We start from the raw sequence: 16,816 nt of genomic DNA on the forward strand, positions 1-16,816 counted from the left end.
TGCGGTGAAAAAATAATTTATTTAACCTTATTAAGCACAGAGAACACAGAGAGAAAAGCAGAAATTTGATCACTAAATTTCATAGGTCACCTTGACAAGGCTAGAGATTAGGAGGAGATCAGGGAATAACTTCCTTGCTCCTCTACATCCCCTTCTTCAGTACACGCGTTTTACCCTAGAAGATTGACATGACAACAACAACTGACCCTAATTTTGGTGCGCGTGAGGCGCTACGCCTACTCGGCCCCTATCCTGATAACTGGGTACCCGACCATGCTGATATTGACCACAATGTAACGATAGTTGGTGGTAGTGGTACAGGTATTACCTTTGCCTTTGCACTGCGACGGGCTGGTATCGGCCGGGTGACAATTATCGATGAGGCTGAAGATGAAGCCCATGCTGGTGTATGGCTAAATCAGGCGCGGATGAACAAGCTACGCACGCCCAAGAATCTGCCAGGGCCGGAACTGGGTATTCAGGCGTTGTCATTTCAGGCTTGGTATGAGGCGCGACACGGTGCTGAGGCTTACGCGGCGATTGACCGTATTCCTCGCTTGCTTTGGGCTGAATACCTCAGTTGGTATCGGCAGTTTCTAGAAATTCCAGTGCGTTACCAAACGAAGCTGGTGCGGATTGAGCCTGCTAACGGTTTCTTTCGCTTGCATCTAGAAGTGAACGGTATCCCCCAGGTGGAAACTACCCGCAAAATTATTCTGGGCAATGGTTTTGTCGGTGCTGGTGGCCCATACGTGCCTTCAGTGTTGGCTACTTTACCACGCATTTTATACGCACATACCGCCGATGCCATCGACTTTGATGCGCTGCGAGGCAAAACTGTAGCGGTGCTGGGTGCTGCGGCTTCGGCCTTCGATGCTGCTGGGGTAGCTCTGGAATCGGGAGCTAAAGCAGTACACTTGTTCTCACGACGGTCAGAGATCGCATCACTACCAGTAATTCGTGTGCGTGGTTATCCTGGTGCTTACAACAACTATTACCAAATACCTGATGCCGATCGCTGGTTCCAGGCTTTGCGTTATCGTCAGTTCGGCTCCACACCACCAACCGACGCAATTGAACGGGCGATCGCATTCCCGAACTTCCACCTGCACCTATCCGCAACTTGGAGATCAGCACACGAGCAAGACGGCCGCATCTTCGCGCAGGTGAACGACGATGTTTTCGAGTTCGATTTTGCGATCGCTGGTACTGGCTACTTTGTTGATCCGGCGGCGCGGCCTGAACTTGCCGACTTTGCCCATCATATTGCCCAGTGGAGCGATCGCTACGAACCACCATCTGACCAGGGCGATGAAGAATTAAGTGTTTATCCTTATCTTGGTAGCGCCCATGAATACCAAGAAAAAGTCCTAGGTAGCGCACCTTACCTGAAGGATATCCATGTTTTCAACCCGTCTGGCTTCGTCAGCTTCGGACTGCCAATTGGTGACATACCCAGCATCCGGCGCGACGTACCAGCAGTGGTAGGACGTATTAGCCATGATTTGTTCTTTGCTGATTGGGCGCTACATGAAGCCCGCATTACTAGCGACAACGTTGCACCAGACTTCGATACCTCGCTGTATGCAGATGCAGTATGGAAACAGAAAGTGCCAGTTAGTTGAATCTAGTAGTCTGTTAAGACAAGAATGCTTGGTGAATCAACTTTTATTTCTCTTTTTTCCTTCTTACTTAAATAACGAACCGCAGAGGCACAGAGAAGCCAGTGCGTTGCGGGGGTTCCCCCCGTTGTAGCACCTGGCGCGACACAGAGAGAAAGATTCTAAAACTTGGTTTACTCAGCAAAATCAAAAATTTATCTATACTCCCCAATCCCCAAATTTCCCCAAACTTTAGGAGTCACAACTATGTCTGTCGAACACCGCTCGTTTAACACCAGTAATGGTTCCTTACCTTATCTCCTCTCGCCTATCTCAGACAATATTAACCAACCCGCGCCCTTGGTGTTATTTCTACATGGAGCGCGCGATCGCGGTACAGATATAAATGTGCTGCTGAAATGGGGTCTACCTCGTTTTGTGGATTCGTCCAGCTCCTTACCTTATGTCTTTGCCGCCCCCCAGTTGCCTGAAGGACAAACCTGGGTAGACCGAGAGTTGGATGTGATTGCTTTGCTCGATGATCTCATCGCCTCCCAACCCATCGATCCGTCCCGTATAATTTTATCTGGGTTCAGCTTAGGTACGGCTGGGGCATGGCATATCGCTGCTTCTCATCCTAGGCGCTTCGCTGGTCTGGTAGCAGTGTCTGGTCGTGTACCCAAAACATTAGAAGCAAGCCAACTAGCTGCCCTTAAGGATATTCCTATCCAAATATTCCAAGGTGGAAAGGACGAAAAACTACCGATTGAAGATACGCAGGAGATTGTCGCTACCTTGCGCGGACTGGGGGGAACAGTAGATTTTACTGTACTGCCGGAAGGCGATCATTTTATTGCCGATGAAGTGTACAGTGACCCGAAATTGCAACAATGGCTGATTTCACAGAGCCGTCGCAATATACCCCTAGTTGTCTGACACCTTATGTCTTACGCATCATCTGATCACTGGAATCAATTCTTCACTAAATTAAAGGATACTAGCACTGATTTAGATTGGGGAAACCAATGGACGAAGGTTCACCTTCCGTTCCTTAATGCTGCTAAAGTTAAAACCGTGCTTGACCTTGGTTGCGGTACAGGAAACGACGTGTTACGTCTTGTACAACAAGGTTTTACAGTAATTGGTCTGGATTTTTCAGATGAAGCAGTACGACAAGGACGTGAGAAGTCAGAAAAGTTAGGACTGGACGCACAGTTTGTAGTTGCCGACATGGCAAAACCTTTGCCTTTTAATAAAGCAACCTTTGATGCTGTCATGTCCAATGTTGCCATCCACATGTTTTCAGATCGGATTACACGCGAATTGTTTAAAGAAATTCACCGAATAATACGCCCCAACGGATTGTTTGTTTTCCACGTTAATTCTACAGAAGATGCTTTAGTTCGGGCAGAACGTCACCCACCCATGCGCGAAATAGAGCCAAATTACTTTCTAGAACGTCACGGACAAACTATGCACTTTTTCTCTCAAGAATATTTGCTAGACCTCTTATCTGATTGGAAAGATGTAGAGTTAAAACATTACGAAATATTGCATGAGCAAACGGGCAAGCTGTTTAAAAGAGTTTGGTGGGGTAAGGCAATACAGCCAGATTAGTCTGCTTGCAATCTGTAACGAAAAAACTCAGCTTCTAAATTCTTAATCAACAACGACGAAAATCTTGATGACATTACCAACAACTAAACTCGGTCAAACTGGATTGACCGTTTCCCGTCTCTGTCTCGGTACAATGACTTTCGGATTGCAGACAGATGAAGAAACTTCCAGACAAATCCTTGACACCGCCGCCGATGCTGGAATCAACTTTCTCGATACAGCCGACGTTTATCCCCTTGGGGGTGGGCTTGCTACTGCTGGAAGTACCGAAGAAATTATTGGGCGCTGGCTCAAAGGCAAACGCGAACATTTTATTTTGGCTACCAAGGCTGTAGGTAAGGTTGGCCCTGCACCTTGGGATCAGGGTGCTTCGCGCAAACACATTTTGGATGCGATCGATGCTTCCCTCAGACGACTGGGAACGGATTATGTTGACCTGTACCAATTGCATTCTGACGATGCCTCAACCCCTCTTGATGAAACCTTAGAAGCTTTAGATACAGTAGTTCGTGCTGGTAAGGTTCGCTATATAGGGGTTTCCAACTTCTTAGCTTATCGGCTCGCCCGCGCTTTGGGTCGCGCCGATGTGCGGAATTTAACTCGCTTTGTTTCGATTCAGCCCCGCTACAACCTGTTATTCCGTGAAATTGAGCGAGAACTTTTGCCCTTGGCGAAAGAAGAAGGACTAGGTGTAATTCCTTACAATCCCTTAGCTGGCGGTCTACTCACTGGCAAACACAGTCTCACTCAAGGCCCCACCGCCGGGACTCGTTTTACTCTGGGTGCTGCGGCAGAACGTTATCAAGAACGATACTGGCGCGATGGCGAATTCAATACTGTCGAGGAATTACGTACAGTGGCGGATTTGGCTGGATTGTCACTCACTACCCTAGCGGTGGCTTGGGTGCTGGCTAATCCGATTATTACTGCCCCTATTATTGGTGCTAGTCGTCCAGAACAACTGACTGACACCCTCAAGGCTGTAGAACTAAAACTCGACGACAATTTGAAACAAAAGCTAGACGACATCACCGCCGAATATCGCAGGGGAGATTCTCTGCGTTAGTTGTGCAAATTTTAACCTTTCCAATCCAAACTATTTCATCTATCAAACAACTATGATTAAACGCCGTCGTTTTCTAAATGTTGCTACATCTAGTCTGGGCGGTTTTTCTATGGCATATTTGTTGGGAAGTTGTAGCCAACAAAGCCAACAGAATGTAGCAGGTACTAGTGGCAATTCAATTTCTCTTGGTATAAAAACTAAAGTTCTCCGCATGGGTTATCAAAGTGCAGGGGATCTGTTCAGAAATCGCCAAGTTTTAGAGAAACGCTTGGAGCCACTGGGGATCAAGGTGGAATGGGCGCAATTTGTCCAAGGGCCTCAACTCATGGAAGGCATGGCTGCGAAAAGAGTTGACGTAGGCTCAGTAGGAGAAACGCCACCAATTTTTGCCCAAGTCGCTGGTTCAGACCTGGTTTATGTCATTGGTACACAAAGAACCGAAAGAACAGGAACAAGTAGTGTGATTGCTGTACCTCCAGAATCTCCACTTCAGAAATTTGAGGATATCAAGGGGCAAGAAGTTTATTTTCAAAAAGGATCGGCATCGCACTATTTTATTCTTAGAGCTTTGCAGTCAATCGGCTTGACAATCAAGGATATCAAAATCAAAAGTATGGCGACTATCGAGGCGCGGGGTGCGTTTCTCGAAGGGAGAATTCCCGTTTGGATGACAGGAGATCCGCACTATGCGATCGCGCAAAAAATGGGTCGAATTCGTGTCCTCAGAGATTCTGTGGGGCTAGATTCTCCTGGGGGCTACTATATTGCTGAGAGGAAGTTTGCCGAAGAAAACCCTGGCTTGCTCAAAATTATCATTGAAGAACTTCATGCCCTTGATAAGTGGGCAGAGGCGAATCGAGATGAAGTAAAAAAATTGATGATCACAACACAAAAGCTCGATGAAGATGTAGCCGACAAGGTAATGTCTCGTCGCACTTTCGCAGGGCGTAGAGGCCTAAGTCCTGCACTGATAGCGGAACAACAGCGTGTAGCAGATTTATTCTTTCAAGAGGGTGTCATACCGAAGAAAATCAACATTCAGGATGCGTTACTTCCGCCTGATTTGTATGCTGCAATCACACCGCCAGAAATTATGGTCTAGTAGTCTGCCAAGACAACTATGCGGGGTTAAATAACGTAGACGCAAAGCGGTGAGGGAGTCGCAGTCTTGGCGGTTCCCGTCGTTAGCGCAGCGTTAGCGACAAAGGAGCGTCTTGCGATAGCGCAGCGTTAGCGAGTCTTCTCCCAAGGGGAGACGCTTTAGCGCAACGAGCGTCACCCCCGAACCCGAAGGGCTTCTTGCAGGGTACCCCAGAGGCACAGAGAAGCCAGTGCGGTTAAGAGACTTGTCCCCCTTGCGCGTCTCCCCGAATCCCAAAGGGAGAGGCTAGCGCCAAGGGAGAAGCAACTGGCGCGACACAGAGAGAAAGGGAGAAAGATTCTAAAACTTGGTTTACTCAGCAAAACGAATTACGAATTGGTATAAGATGCTAGAAGAGCGACTTTGATGACGAAAAAATCCAGAAAATCCCAATACTTTCAACGTGCTGCTGATGCGCCCAACTTGCCTGATAGTCCATTCAGGTTCATTTGTCATTTTGTCAGTCATTTTCGGTGGTGGTACGTGACAATGGTGATTCTGGAGGTAATACACGCAACCTGCGGCATCATGTTGCCTTATGCCATTGGCGAGATCATCCGGGGTGTGACGCGACGGGCGGGCGACAGCAAACTCATTTTTGATGCCATGAGCCAACCCCTGATGCTTTTCACCGCCTTGAGTGTGGGTGAAGTGATATTCGGGCGAGCGGCTGGACTTTTGCAGACTATCCTCCATCCGATCCACCGACAGCACATCGTCCGATCGCTATATGCATACTTACAGCACCATTCGCATCGCTATCTGAGCAGCAGTTTTTCCGGGGCATTGGCACATCGGATTAGCGAAACTTCTCTGGGTGTGACTCAGACGATGCAAATGCTGATTACTGAATTTATGCCAGTAATCATCGTGTATACTGTCACCACGATATTACTGTATCGCGTCTATCCTCCACTTGCTGGATTCGTGGGGGTGTGGGCAGTTCTCTTCATCAGTATTTCGTTTTGGCTGGCAACTCGCTGCCGAATTTACTCCCGAAAAGCCGCAGCAGCAAGAAGTGAGACAACGGGCATCATTGTAGATGCGGTAACAAATCTCACCAGTAGCCGACTGTTTGCTCGCCTGGGTTTTGAACGAAGCTATTTGAATGAGCAATTAAGGGACGAACTCAAAGAGGTGAGAAAATCCAACTGGTACTCGGAGCGAATCCGCTGGTTTCAGTTTATCTCAGCAGCAGTCCTGAAAATTGGCACTTTGTATTACTCGCTCTCACTTTGGAGTCAGGGAAAGATCGCTACTGCGGATTTCGTCGTAGCAACCAGTCTGTCACTGTTAATCATCAGTGAAGCCCGCAATTTAAGTAAACGGTTTCTAGAATTTTTTGAACATATCGGCAATATTGCCAATGGTGTCTTCACTATTGTTCAACCCCACGAGATCATTAATCGTGATAGTGCGATCGCCCACTCAATCACCCAAGGTAAGATCGAGTTTCGGCAAGTGAATTTTAGCTACTCCCTTGAGAAAAAAGTATTCGACAACCTGTCTATCACCATCCAACCAGGCCAGCGTGTTGGACTGGTTGGCTTTTCTGGCTCTGGGAAATCCAGTTTCGTGAATCTGATTTTGCGTCAATTCGACCCCCAATCGGGACAGATTTTCATTGATGGGGTGGATATTCGAGACATGACGCAAGATGCGCTACACGCCCAGATCAGCTTGATTCCTCAAGATCCGTCTCTGTTCCATCGGACATTAATAGAAAATATTCGTTATGGACGACTGGATGCCACCGACGAGGAAGTGATCGAGGCAGCACGCCAGGCCTACGCTCACGATTTTATCGCTCAGATTAAGGAAGGGTATGATTCTTTGGTGGGCGAACGTGGTATCAAACTTTCTGGAGGACAGAGACAGCGAATTGCGATCGCACGGGTAATTCTCAAAGATGCACCGATCCTGATTCTAGATGAAGCTACCTCCAGCCTCGATTCCATCACCGAAAAAGCCATCCAAGATACTTTAGATTCAGCGATGAATGGAAAAACGGTCATCGTGGTAGCTCATCGACTTTCTACTATTGCCCATCTAGACCGCATTTTGGTATTTGACCAAGGGCGCATTATCGAAGATGGCACTCATACCAAACTGCTGGCACGCCGTGGTGCTTACTACAGGTTATGGAAAATGCAGGCAGGTGGATTCTTACCTGTAGAAGCCAATAATCAAAATGCCTCTGAACTGCAAACAGGATAGTTTCGAGTAATTTTCTCTTTCTTTACAAGTATGACTTAGGATTCCAAATCATATATAAACAGTTTCTACCTCTGCCTGCTGCTTCTAAACTCGTAGCTTGATAGAGATACCGGAGTTTTATGAAAAACTTCTTGCTTGGTTAAGTAGAATATGTGATACTCTGAAAGCTATAAATAAAGAGCGGTAATTCTATCGAATTGCCGTAGTTTAAAAGGACAGGACTCATGCAGCTACTATGGTTCATCCCAACCCACGGCGACGGACGTTACCTTGCAACTGCAACAGGCGGACGGGCAGTAAGCTTTCCTTATCTGCGGCAGATTGCCCAAGCGGTGGATGACCTTGGTTATACAGGGGCATTGCTGCCCACGGGTCGCTCTTGCGAAGATGCTTGGATTGTAGCGTCAACGCTGGTATCATTGACGCGACAGATGCGTTTTTTGGTAGCGATTCGTCCCGGCTTGGTATCACCTGGAGTAGCAGCGCGGATGGCGGCGACTTTTGATCGACTCTCTGGAGGACGCTTGCTGATTAATGTCGTGACAGGTGGCGATCCCGTAGAGTTAGCAGGAGATGGCTTGCATTTGGATCATGATCAGCGCTATGAATTAACAGATGAATTTTTGACAGTATGGCGAGCGATCGCTAGTGGTGAACAAGCTAATCTTCAGGGCGACTATCTCAACATCCAAGATGGTAAACTGCTGTTTCCACCCGTCCAGAAGCCATATCCTCCCTTGTGGTTTGGCGGTTCCTCTGGCGTTGCTCAAAAAATTGCTGCCAAGCACGTAGATGTCTATCTAACTTGGGGTGAACCACCGGCGCAAGTAGCTGAGAAGATTGCATCAGTTCGGAGACTTGCTTTATCAGAAGGGCGAACTTTGCGGTTTGGGATTCGCCTACATGTGATTGTGCGCGAAACTGAGAGTGAAGCCTGGGATGCGGCGAATCAATTGATTAAGTATGTAGATGATGAGGCGATGGCTAAAGCCCAAAAAGCTTATGCCCGGATGGACTCAGTTGGGCAACGGCGGATGACTCAACTACACCACGGTAATCGTGAGGCATTAGAGATTAGCCCGAACCTATGGGCGGGAGTTGGTTTGGTGCGGGGTGGTGCGGGAACGGCCTTAGTAGGCGATCCCCAAACCGTAGCTGCCAGGATATTGGAATACGCTTCTTTGGGTATTGAGTCCTTTATTCTCTCTGGCTATCCCCATCTAGAAGAAGCTTATCGAGTTGCAGAACTTCTATTTCCTCATCTGCCATTAGAAAATTTGCCCGTAGTGGAGAAGCAACATGTCTTAAGTCCATTTGGCGAGATTGTGGCAAATGAAGATTTCCCTAAGCAACAGCATCCAAAAAGAGCAACGTCTATATCCTAGTAATTAAGAACTAGAAGATTACCAGCCATGTTGCACCAACAAATTGACCAAAAAATCTCAGAAAAAGAAGCGTGGGCATTGCGTCGTCAGTTGGGGATACCTAACAATAAACGCTTGTGGGTGCTGGCGTGCATGGACGAACGTTTACCTGTGGAAAAAGCATTAGGAATTGGTGAAGGAGATGCTCATATTTTCCGTAATGCTGGGGGCTTAGTGACGGATGATGCTATCCGGTCAGCAATGTTAACTACACAGTTTTTTGGCACCAAAGAAATCATCGTTATTAATCATACCGAATGTGGCATGATGACAGCATCAGGAGACTTTCTCAGTGAGGTATTGCGAAATCAAGGTATTGACGTGGATCAAGTTAGTGTCGATCCTGCTTTGCCAGAGTTGAAGCTACCAAAAGGCGTTTTTTCCAAATGGATCAAAACGTTTACCGATGTGGATGAAATCTGCACACAGCAGGTAGAATTGCTGCGTAATTCTGCTTTAATTCCCCAGGATGTAGTTATTCATGGCTACATCTGGGAAGTAGAGAGTATGAGTTTGCGCCGTCCCTACAAACGTCTGAGTGATCAGGTCAACACAGCATCAGCTATGAAGACCAAAACCACAAAACATACTGAACCCATTTTAGAAATTGGGAGTTTAATTGAATGACAAATATTTTAGCGATCGCTGGTAGTCCAACCCATCCATCTAGAACTTATGGTGTTGTCGAATACACTGCCAAGCTTTTACAACAAGAAGGCTTGCATGTAGACATTATTTCAGTTCGGGATTTGCCTGCTGAAGATTTAGTTTTTGGACGTTACGAGAGCCAAGCTTTAGAACAGCCAAAAGCTTTATTAGCAAAGGCAGATGGTGTGATTATTGCCACCCCAATTTACAAAGCTGCTTACACAGGAGTGCTAAAAACATTTCTAGATTTGCTGCCACAAAAATCATTGACAGGTAAACCTGTGTTACCAATTGCCCTTGGTGGGACGATCGCTCACTTATTGGCAATTGAATATGCCCTAAAACCTGTGTTATCTGAATTAGGAGCGCGGCATATCCTAGCTACTATTTATGCGGTAGACAAACAAGTTCAACGACAAGCTGATAACAGCGTTCTGTTAGATGAGGAAATTGAGCAAAGACTCAAAGATGTTCTCAAGGAATTTGTTAAAGCTGTAGAATATGATGCCGCAGCGCCTCAAGAATTGGTTCATGCCAATTAAATAATCAAGTTTATACCTCCGCATGCTTGTAGCAGAGGGGTGATTTTTACCCATCTGCTACCTTTTTTTAAAGTTAATCAGAGCAATACAAATTTATTATAGAAATTTAATTTTTTATTTGAATTTTAATTGCACAGAGAGTATATGGCTTATACCAATTCACGAAAATCCTGATATATATAGATTTATCGTAAGGGCATGGCATTGCCCATTGGTGTCAACTTAAGCTAAAAGTAGCTTAACTGAAAGCTTCCTCACCCGCCTCGAACTAAAGTTCAAGGCTGATAGCTAAAGTCTACTGAAGTAGACTAAAGATTTTTGGCTATATTTAGTCATCAACAGAAGACTTCCGCTAAAAGCCAAGGAAGTTCAGTTCCTTGCGGGACATAGCTTTTACGTTAAGTTGACACCTATGGGCAAAGACAAGCCCCTACCAAGGTATTTGTATCATTATTAAAGTGAAATGGTATTAATCATCCATTTGTGAAGTCGTTTTTCATCAGTGCATCCAACTGAGTCAACAGCTTCTTTAGCTTTACTTTTTTCTTGGGGTCATCCCATACCTTAGACTGCTTAAAGCGGCGGAGTGTGTCATCAGCGCGGTCTTTTAGAGATGTTGACTCTGTTTGAGAGGAGCACTCTGATTCCGATTTCTGCTCAATTTCTTGAATCTTCCGTTTGATTTCACTCAATGAGAGATTGTAGGTGATAGCATCTTCTAGTAGTTGAATTCTTATTTCTTCATTTTTCACCTTAGCGATCGCTCGTGCTTTGGTGTACTCAATTTTTCCAGAACGCAGTACTGAGAGCACATCAAGAGGAAGATTGACTAAAGGCAGGCGATTGCGAACAAATGAATCCCACTTCATACCTCCTAACGCTATAAATACTTCCTCAACAAGTAGAGTTTGAGAATTACCCGTAACATTACGGGTAATTTTTCCTTTAGCTTCGTTTTCCATTTTTTGCAGTAGTTTGACGGTTTCTGACGTGCTAATTACCAACCGTAATGCCAAAAGTTCAAGGATACCTTCAGTCTCTTCTAGCGGATTGAGGTCTTCGCGTTGCAGGTTTTCAAGGAGGCGCACTTGGTATGTAGTCGCATCATCCATTGTGCGAACTACTACAGGAACCTCAGTTAAAAGAGCCATCAATGCTGCTTTGTAGCGTCGTTCCCCCGCTACTAATTCATAATCGCCCCCAGAGAGCGGACGCACTAACAGAGGTTCTAGAATACCCAATTCTTTAATTGATCGTGATAATTCTTCCAGTTTGTGCTCGTCGAAATAGCGCCTTGGTTGTGAAAAAGGCAGCTTGATTTTAGCAATGGCAATTGTGTTAATAGCGCTGGGTTGATCATCAGATTGTGACCCAGTTGCAGTGCCAAGCAGCAGTTCGATGGGCTTTTTGATGGCAGCGTAAGGTTCGTTACGTTTGCTACTCACGGTTTTACTTTAAGTTTATCTATGCTATTGGCAATTTTTTAGAGTACCCCCACGGCGGGATGGTTTTTATCAAATAATGCTAGTCGGACTCGGCGCTCAGAAGCATCGGCAAAGGCAATAGTTTTGGGTATTGGTAGGTATACAGTGCCAATGTCTGATAGTTGTTCTTTATAGCTTTAAGTGTACGCGACTCTTGGACAGTCCGACCATCAAACATTGTGCGAACAAATCCAGCAAATTGTAAACTGAGGTTAGTATGACTGCGTACTTGGGTTATCATACTGAGTAAAAGTTCGGTTCCCTTAAATGACTTAAATTGACATTGGATAGGAACGCGAATGTGAGTAGCAGCAGTCAGGCTGATGATACTGAGTAACTTCAAAGAAGGGGGACAGTCAATGAGAATGAAGTCGTAATTATCTTGCACATCTAAGAGTGCATTTTTGAGGCGATATTCTCTGGCGATCGCACCGCTAAGTTGCATCTCACTAGCGGCAAGGTTAATGTCAGCAAAGATTTTCTATCTCTTGTTTCAGTTCCTGGATTGATAAGAGCAACTCTCTGTTAACGATCGCCTGCTGAATGATCATCTCCACCAGTTTTTCTTTGGGCAACTGGCGTAAGCGTTCAAGGTCTAGCTGTTGAGGCAGGTTGTTGATCATGATTGGCCTACTTTATCTTAAGCATCCCTTTTGTCAATACCCCTTCACCTGAATCCTTACGATTGGTTGACCATTCATCGTGACGTGTTTGCTGCCTATAAAGCCAGTTTGGGCTTCATTTGGACTTAATTTTTGTCTAAGTTCCGGTATATGTTTTCTGTGTTAGCGGCGGCTCTACCAAACTCAACACTCTGCTAGAATTCACCTGCCAATAGGGTTTGAGATGCACTAACCCTGGTTATTTACGTAAAACAATTAAGCTTTAAGTTTTTTGTTCAGCCTGGTATCACAGCGTATGTTTATTAAAGCGCAGAATATTAAATAAGATTTTATTATATGAGATTTTTATGAGATTTAAAAGCGAGCGCTAAGATTTTATATGAAGGTTCAAGCCATTAAATGAGATTTTATATGAGATTTTTATGAAACTAATTAGCTTGGTAATGCTAAGATCAAAGAAAGAAACAAACAAATTAATATTTTTCAAATTAAAATAGCAATTATCTCTGAAGATATGCTTAAAAAAGGTTAACTCTATAAAGGTTTATTTATAAAGCTAGTTAGAGGTAAAAATATTTAAAATATTATAAAATAATATATAACTTGCAAATAGTGTTAGGAAGCGATAAGATTTGCATTAAAGATACGAAAAATTACTCTTTTTCATCCATTAAAACCTTGAATGCGGTTAAAAGCTATGACTAAAACGAAGGGAGGTAAATCAATTTTCATGTAATAATCTGACCAAACTTAAGCTAATTATATCTAACAATATCAAGATAAAAAATTAGCGATAGAATTAACGCGATGTGCAACTTTCTCTAAATTATTGTGGAATCGTTCAAACTCCTCTTTACCCCACAAGGAATCAAGGTTTAACAACATTAAGTTGCACAATGCATTAATTAATAAAATTACATAATAATCAGCAAAAGTATTACTGGAGAGTGATTTAGGATATTAAGAGGATATGAAGCTTATCCTATATACATCCTAGCCTTTTTTGTAATTACATAAATTATTGTGCAGAACAGCAGAGAGGATAAGTGCATGGATTCTATAGAACTCGAACCTTTAGTTGAAATTGTTAATCGCAAGCTACTTGAAAAGCAAATTCGCCCTCTCAATTACACAGAAATTCTGATTATGCAAGGTATTTGGCAATATCAAACGTATCACCAAATTGCTCAAGAGAGGGGCTATAGTGCTGGCTACTTTACTAACGTCGTTGCTCCACAATTGTGCCAACGACTCACCGAACTCGTCGGTAGTCGTGTTACTAAAAAAAATTGCCGGGTGTTACTGGAGTCTTATCTTGATGCTACCTGTACGCCTTTAAAAACAACGATTCTAAAGCAAGATTCTGTGGACTCATTTCCTGATACCGACCAAAAACCGTCACCTAGCTACCCCAGTGGTCCAGTTCCTCTTGGTTCCTCTTTTTACATTGAAAATTCTACCCTTTCTACACGAGTTTATGAAGAAATTTCTAAACCAGGAGCCTTAGTACGGATAAAAGCTCCCAAGGAAATGGGTAAAACTTCAATGTTGTTGAGGATTTTGAACTACGCTGACTCCCAAGGCTACCGCACTGTAAGTCTTAATTTGGAACAGATTGATAGTTCAATTTTGAATGAATTGAATCTATTTTTGCGCTGGCTATGTGCTAATGTCAGCCGCCAACTACAAATTGAACCAAGATTAGACGACTATTGGGATGAAGATATCGGCAGCAAAGTCAGCTGTTCATTATATTTCCGAAAGTATTTACTAGAGCAAATCAACTCTCCTGTAGTCTTGGTTTTAGACGAAGTGAACCAGATTTTTGAACATCCACAAGTGGCAAGAGATTTTCTACCGATGTTGCGTTCGTGGTATGAAGAAGCCAGAAGACTGCTCATCTGGCAAAAGCTGCGCTTGGTTGTCGTTCACTCCACTGAAATTTATGTTCCTCTGCAACTTAACCAGTCGCCTTTCAATGTGGGTCTACCGATTCAGTTGAGTGATTTCTGTTTGGATCAGGTGCAGCAGTTAGCCCAAAGTTATGGACTTGACTGGAGCAATGGAGAGGAAAGCCGACAATTAATGGCTATGGTTGGGGGACATCCAGCACTGATACACATGGCAATCTATCATCTAAGTTTTGAAGAGATGACTTTGGCGCAACTATTGAAAACTGCTCCTACATCTACCGGAATTTATTCCTATCACTTACAACGTCATTGGGTAACTCTGCAACAACAGTTGGAATTGCTCATAGCTGTTCATGCAGTTATGAGTTCTACGGAACCTGTGCAATTAGAACCAATTCTAGCTTACAAGTTAAGTAGCATGGGACTTATCAAATTAGATGCCAATAAAGCTACACCCAGTTGTCAGTTATATCGGCAGTATTTCAATAATCAGCAATCAAGAACAGATGAAACCTGTAATTAATAATTGATTAATAATAAGTATATTTAATATTAGTCATAGTTATTAAAAACCGGAGCTAATTATATTAGCAAGTTTTTAAAAAAAAGACAATAAAAACTCTTAAAAGGTGAAATTTATGGAAGAGAACTCAACAAATACTCCAAAATTTAACATTAAAAATTTTAAACGTTCTCCTCAAACAAACAGTAATGGCTGGGAAGCGGAAATAATTGAGGGAACTTGTCCAAATAATTTATCCGGTTATGTCTTTATGATTGCCCCTTTCCACCGCCTGAAAGACCGCCATTTATTTGCTGGTGAAGGTGTAATTATTAAATGGGATCTCAAAGCTCAAAATGACAAAATCAAAATCTACGCAAATAAACTGAGAACTTGGGATAGTTTTTGGAATAACAAACTACCAATATATAATCTGTCAAAAGCTTTTTTCCCGGCAGTTATCACTCCTTTAGGAGTATCAGAAATTGCCAACACAGCTGTTGTGAACATGGATGGAAGGCTGCTTTTAACAGCAGATGCAGGTCGTTACTGGGAAGTAGATCCAGATACTCTTGAAACGATAACACCCATAGGATATTTTGACGAACATATCATTTCTGTTCCCTTAGCCTTCTTTCCTTTGGTAGCAAATACAGCCCACCCCTTGTACGACCCTAACATTAAAAAACTTATTTCCTGTGAATTAAAGTCTGAGCTTCGACCAGGCAATTTATTTACTGATATGGTTAGTGCTGTCTACATTACTTATTGGGATGGCAAAGGAGAATTAGAACATTGGAAAGTCAAGGGAACGGTTCTTGATGGTACTCCACACACAGTTATAGTCACAGAAGAATGTATTATGCTCCCAGATATGCCCTTCCAAATGGGAGTATCAATGCTGTTAGGGCTAAAAATTCCTCCTCTTAAGCCGTATCAAAAAACCCAGCTTTATGTTGTCAGCCGTGAAGAGATTGAAAAAGAACATAAAGGTGAAGAGATTGAAAAAGAACATAAAGATAGTATCACCTCACGCCTAATAACTTTTGATGGTGATAGCTACCACTTTTTATGCAACTACTATCATATTGACGACAAAATTCATTGCGTCGCCATACAACAAGCAACAATTAGCCTGACAGATGCACTCGAAGAGGAGGATGTTAAACACTTTAGTGGCGAACCCTACAGTAAAGATTGGTGGGGTATACCTTGGATGTTTGCATTTGATCCTGGGGTATTGCGTAAAGTAGTAATCAAAGATGCTCATTGTCAAAGCCAAGAAGCCTTTATCCATCCCGGATGGTTTTCCACAACACTCTACACAGCCGATCCCAGAGAATTCTTAACTAAAGAAGGATATTCTGCCATCTATCAAGTTTATACTGGCTATCACCGCGATTTTATTTGCCGTCGTCAATACCTTGGATTTCGTGATTGCCAGAATCGTATTCTCAAGGACGAACAACTACCCCAACATGATGTTCCGTCAGTTTTAGCTAAAGTTCCCTTAAATAGAAACTGGGAAGAACTTACCAAACAAATCAAGGAAGAACAAGAACAAAATCCTGATACTCATATATCTCATTTAGGTAAAGAATTGCTTGATTTTTATGTCTTTCCTGACGGGTATGTTGTCAATAGTATTCAATTTATTCCACAAGAGCAGGGATATATTTTTACCACTATTTTGACACCTACAGATTACCTGGAAGCATGGTTATTCGCTGCTGATTATCTGAGTCAAGGCCCTATTGCTAAACTTCGTGTACCAGAAGGAGTTCATTTTGGTTTTAGCTTGCATTCAGAGTATTTTGAGAAAGTTATTCCTGCTAAACATAGCTATAGAAGATATAGATTATTATCTGCTTTACGCAGTATAACGAAAGTTCCTTACGAATTCTTCTTCGACTCATTAGATAACATTCGCAGAAGAACCAGTAGTAATTAAAACATAAATCAAAATATGATGTATTTTAAGCAATAGCTCAAAATACATTATAAAATCCATGTTGTATTTGCCACTTGATGTTAATGT

Annotated in this window: 14 protein-coding genes; 11 read left to right on the forward strand and 3 right to left on the reverse strand. The window is 43.4% G+C overall.

Annotation, left to right across the window (positions count from 1 at the left end; translation table 11 throughout):
- The first annotated feature begins 188 nt into the window (after positions 1-188).
- The 9 genes from LC653_RS29545 to ssuE all read left to right on the forward strand — a co-directional run bounded on the left by LC653_RS29545 (position 189) and on the right by ssuE (position 10,256).
- Positions 189-1,625, forward strand: coding sequence for an NAD(P)-binding domain-containing protein (locus LC653_RS29545; protein WP_229498209.1), 1,437 nt, complete (start codon positions 189-191; stop codon positions 1,623-1,625).
- 243 nt (positions 1,626-1,868) lie between these two features.
- Entirely contained in the window at positions 1,869-2,537 is a 669-nt protein-coding gene (locus LC653_RS29550) for a carboxylesterase family protein (RefSeq protein WP_229498210.1), read from the forward strand.
- A gap of 6 nt (positions 2,538-2,543) precedes the next feature.
- Entirely contained in the window at positions 2,544-3,218 is a 675-nt protein-coding gene (locus LC653_RS29555; RefSeq protein WP_229498211.1) for a class I SAM-dependent methyltransferase, read from the forward strand.
- Between the two features lie 67 nt (positions 3,219-3,285).
- The gene (locus LC653_RS29560) at positions 3,286-4,284 is read left to right on the forward strand and encodes an aldo/keto reductase (RefSeq protein WP_229498212.1); all 999 of its coding nucleotides are present in this window, start codon (positions 3,286-3,288) and stop codon (positions 4,282-4,284) included.
- 52 nt (positions 4,285-4,336) lie between these two features.
- Complete coding sequence (locus tag LC653_RS29565; RefSeq protein ID WP_229498213.1) at positions 4,337-5,386, forward strand: aliphatic sulfonate ABC transporter substrate-binding protein; 1,050 nt, start codon at positions 4,337-4,339, stop codon at positions 5,384-5,386.
- Positions 5,387-5,791: 405 nt separating this feature from the next.
- Positions 5,792-7,642, forward strand: coding sequence for an ABC transporter ATP-binding protein (locus LC653_RS29570; protein WP_229498214.1), 1,851 nt, complete (start codon positions 5,792-5,794; stop codon positions 7,640-7,642).
- Between the two features lie 224 nt (positions 7,643-7,866).
- Positions 7,867-9,027: an FMNH2-dependent alkanesulfonate monooxygenase gene (gene ssuD, locus LC653_RS29575; protein WP_229498215.1), complete on the forward strand. Its 1,161-nt coding sequence runs from the start codon at positions 7,867-7,869 to the stop codon at positions 9,025-9,027.
- A gap of 27 nt (positions 9,028-9,054) precedes the next feature.
- A complete protein-coding gene (locus LC653_RS29580; protein WP_229498216.1) occupies positions 9,055-9,693 on the forward strand; it encodes a beta-class carbonic anhydrase in 639 nt (212 codons plus the stop codon).
- On the forward strand, positions 9,690-10,256 hold the full coding sequence (gene ssuE / locus LC653_RS29585; protein WP_100902127.1) for an NADPH-dependent FMN reductase: 567 nt from the start codon (positions 9,690-9,692) through the stop codon (positions 10,254-10,256). The genes LC653_RS29580 and ssuE overlap by 4 nt, the downstream gene beginning before the upstream one ends.
- Before the next feature lie 473 nt (positions 10,257-10,729).
- On the opposite strand, the gene LC653_RS29590 is transcribed toward ssuE, so the two are convergent.
- The 3 genes from LC653_RS29590 to LC653_RS29600 form a co-directional block, all read right to left on the reverse strand.
- The gene (locus LC653_RS29590; RefSeq protein WP_229498217.1) at positions 10,730-11,701 is read right to left on the reverse strand and encodes a ParB/RepB/Spo0J family partition protein; all 972 of its coding nucleotides are present in this window, start codon (positions 11,699-11,701) and stop codon (positions 10,730-10,732) included.
- Between the two features lie 79 nt (positions 11,702-11,780).
- Positions 11,781-12,185, reverse strand: coding sequence for a ParA family protein (locus LC653_RS29595; protein ID WP_308189161.1), 405 nt, complete (start codon positions 12,183-12,185; stop codon positions 11,781-11,783).
- Between the two features lie 22 nt (positions 12,186-12,207).
- The gene (locus LC653_RS29600) at positions 12,208-12,363 is read right to left on the reverse strand and encodes a hypothetical protein (RefSeq protein ID WP_229498225.1); all 156 of its coding nucleotides are present in this window, start codon (positions 12,361-12,363) and stop codon (positions 12,208-12,210) included.
- A 1,050-nt stretch (positions 12,364-13,413) separates the two neighbouring features.
- Here LC653_RS29600 and LC653_RS29605 point away from each other — a divergent pair.
- Together LC653_RS29605 and LC653_RS29610 are read left to right on the forward strand one after the other, a co-directional pair.
- On the forward strand, positions 13,414-14,799 hold the full coding sequence (locus LC653_RS29605) for an AAA-like domain-containing protein (RefSeq protein WP_233718638.1): 1,386 nt from the start codon (positions 13,414-13,416) through the stop codon (positions 14,797-14,799).
- A gap of 115 nt (positions 14,800-14,914) precedes the next feature.
- A complete protein-coding gene (locus tag LC653_RS29610) occupies positions 14,915-16,729 on the forward strand; it encodes a carotenoid oxygenase family protein (protein WP_229498218.1) in 1,815 nt (604 codons plus the stop codon).
- Positions 16,730-16,816: the final 87 nt, after the last annotated feature.

The sequence above is a fragment of the Nostoc mirabile CHAB5784 genome (genome assembly GCF_020829645.1).
In the GTDB taxonomy this organism is placed as follows: domain Bacteria; phylum Cyanobacteriota; class Cyanobacteriia; order Cyanobacteriales; family Nostocaceae; genus Nostoc; species Nostoc mirabile.

Bases quoted from the DNA above. Each gene is read 5' to 3' on its own strand.
- LC653_RS29570 (WP_229498214.1), top strand. From the start codon at position 5,792: ATGACGAAAAAATCCAGAAAATCCCAATACTTTCAACGTGCTGCTGAT.
- ssuD (WP_229498215.1), top strand. From the start codon at position 7,867: ATGCAGCTACTATGGTTCATCCCAACCCACGGCGACGGACGTTACCTT.
- LC653_RS29605 (WP_233718638.1), top strand. From the start codon at position 13,414: ATGGATTCTATAGAACTCGAACCTTTAGTTGAAATTGTTAATCGCAAG.
- LC653_RS29565 (WP_229498213.1), top strand. From the start codon at position 4,337: ATGATTAAACGCCGTCGTTTTCTAAATGTTGCTACATCTAGTCTGGGC.
- LC653_RS29610 (WP_229498218.1), top strand. From the start codon at position 14,915: ATGGAAGAGAACTCAACAAATACTCCAAAATTTAACATTAAAAATTTT.
- LC653_RS29550 (WP_229498210.1), top strand. From the start codon at position 1,869: ATGTCTGTCGAACACCGCTCGTTTAACACCAGTAATGGTTCCTTACCT.
- LC653_RS29555 (WP_229498211.1), top strand. From the start codon at position 2,544: ATGTCTTACGCATCATCTGATCACTGGAATCAATTCTTCACTAAATTA.
- LC653_RS29580 (WP_229498216.1), top strand. From the start codon at position 9,055: ATGTTGCACCAACAAATTGACCAAAAAATCTCAGAAAAAGAAGCGTGG.
- LC653_RS29560 (WP_229498212.1), top strand. From the start codon at position 3,286: ATGACATTACCAACAACTAAACTCGGTCAAACTGGATTGACCGTTTCC.
- LC653_RS29600 (WP_229498225.1), bottom strand. From the start codon at position 12,363: ATGATCAACAACCTGCCTCAACAGCTAGACCTTGAACGCTTACGCCAG.
- LC653_RS29595 (WP_308189161.1), bottom strand. From the start codon at position 12,185: ATGCAACTTAGCGGTGCGATCGCCAGAGAATATCGCCTCAAAAATGCA.
- ssuE (WP_100902127.1), top strand. From the start codon at position 9,690: ATGACAAATATTTTAGCGATCGCTGGTAGTCCAACCCATCCATCTAGA.
- LC653_RS29545 (WP_229498209.1), top strand. From the start codon at position 189: ATGACAACAACAACTGACCCTAATTTTGGTGCGCGTGAGGCGCTACGC.